The sequence below is a fragment of the Scytonema millei VB511283 genome (assembly GCF_000817735.3).
In the GTDB taxonomy this organism is placed as follows: Bacteria; Cyanobacteriota; Cyanobacteriia; order Cyanobacteriales; family Chroococcidiopsidaceae; genus Chroococcidiopsis; species Chroococcidiopsis millei_B.
On record NZ_JTJC03000015.1, the window covers coordinates 1 to 2056 of the forward strand.

General features: G+C 42.5%; 1 protein-coding gene and 1 pseudogene. One reads left to right on the forward strand and one right to left on the reverse strand.

Annotated elements, in window-relative coordinates:
- Positions 1-180, reverse strand: a pseudogene (locus tag QH73_RS25540) (IS4 family transposase); the annotation flags it as partial.
- A gap of 435 nt (positions 181-615) precedes the next feature.
- Here QH73_RS25540 and QH73_RS25545 point away from each other — a divergent pair.
- Positions 616-2056: sigma-70 family RNA polymerase sigma factor (locus QH73_RS25545; protein WP_132867557.1), on the forward strand; the 1441-nt coding region annotated here is incomplete at its 3' end.

The window sequence follows — 2056 nt, forward strand, 5'->3', positions numbered from 1 at the left end:
ATCTTGACGGAACTGAGCTAGAAGATAATGGGACAAATTGACCATGAAAAAAGAAAGATTAGCAGCGTTAGTCACCGCAGTTTGACCCAGGTTCATAAAATCTTCTAATCCCCAAAATTGTTTGGCATCACGAAAATCAAATTCGATTTGGAAACGTAGTTTGTAATAATCGATAAAGCGTCCTCTCTCTTCATCCTCTTGTTTTGGCTAAGGTATTGCTTACATGAGTTATTTTCTTCATAAGAGAAAGGATGAGCTCGTGAACTTCTATCTGTGTATCTGGTTAGACCCAATCACTTGTGGCACACCTTGTTACATTTCTTTACATTATAGTCATGAGTCACAGGTGATAAGCGGAGCTTAAAGTATAAAGGCTTTAAGCAGCACAAGGAAAAAGCCATAGCTAACTAGCAACTGGTTGAATGGGTCAAATCCGCATCCTGGTCATAAGCTGGCGATTGCGCAGAGCGCAGACGCAATCATGCGTATCGCCATCAGCAATATTCATGTAAACTATCCAAAAGTTTGCAACAAACCTCGCGCGTTAAACCGATATAAAAATAGAATAAGTTAACGACTGACCATAGCTGTTGGAAATTCAGAGAAGAGGAGTGCATGACGATTATCTGGAAGTTTTCCACACATCCAAGGCTCAAAGACAGCAATGGGCGTTTGGATGTCTATTGGGTATCTAACCGTGAATTAGAAACAAACATTAGAACTCTGTGTCAGTCAGAACCTAACACCGATGCAGAATTTTGGGCGCGGTTGTTTCTAAAAACTTTTGACTGTGAGCCACTAGCGCTCAGGCATATGTCGGCTTACCTGGAAAAACTCGGCTATCAAGCTGCTAATAAAGTTTATGGAAAGTTGAGAAATTTCCCGCAATTCAATTATGATCGGCATGATATCTGGCAGATAGCCTGGTCATTCTCTAGCACTCCAGACATTTTTTTTAGCAACTTTAACTCTCAGCTTCCCTTACAAAACTATGCCGTCACAAAAATGGAGGGCAAAATCAAGGATGAAATTGTTCGCAATTTAGGGATGGAGAAGAGGCGTTCGGACTGGGGGTTATTAAGGTATAGTACTCGGGCATATCTACTTGAAGCTCTGCAAAATCAAGGGTATAGGCAACCGCACCTAAACTGCTATCTGTTAGCCTGGGACAGTTTTAAAGAAATTTACGCTCCCCAAGGAGCAACTGATAGCCGTTCTCTCCCAGCACCGACGGATGAACAGTTGCATATAATGACAAATTTGTATAAGCAGCTAGTACAGTCGTCTCCTCAAGTAGCTGATCTCAGCAAAGCTAACCAGGTGACGATTAAAGCAGGGCTGGAAAAATGCATTCAGGTGTTAAGAAGGTATCAAACCAGACGCGTTGTCTCCCTCGATTCTCCTACAGGGGGGAACGAAAATTCTGATTCCTTATCTGAGATGATTCCCGATGGTACATATGAATCTGGGTGGGAGCAAATTGAAAATCAGGAACATGCCATTGCACTAATGGCTATTTTGACAGAATTGCTGACACGGATAGACTCAGACACTGATAACTGCCTGCTACTGAGGTACGGTTTTGACCTAGACTATCGCTCGATTGCCCCCATCTTTGGAATTTATTATACGACGGTTCGTTACCACGACAACAAAGCGACGCAACAATTGCTCACGCAAGTGGCTGAATGGGCGCAAGAAAGGCTAAATGTTATTCCTGACTCGGAAAGTCTTAATGAAATGCACACCGCACTCAAGGAGTGCCTGAAAAAGTATTACGAAGGTTTGATTTTCCAGTCAGTGTTTCGGGCTACATGGCAGCAGCTTGATTACCAACGCCGAAATATACTGCACTTACGCTACTTTAGGCAAATGAATGTTTCAGCGATCGCCTGCCAGTTGCAACTTCGTGAATTGGAAGTGAGTAACAAAGTGGTAACAGGTAGGCAAGAATTAGCACCAACTATCAGGAAATGGATTCAAAAGCGCCTGAACATTCCGCCAAATTTACTGAATCCACTAGCTGATAAAATTGCAACCCTTGTACAAAAACTAA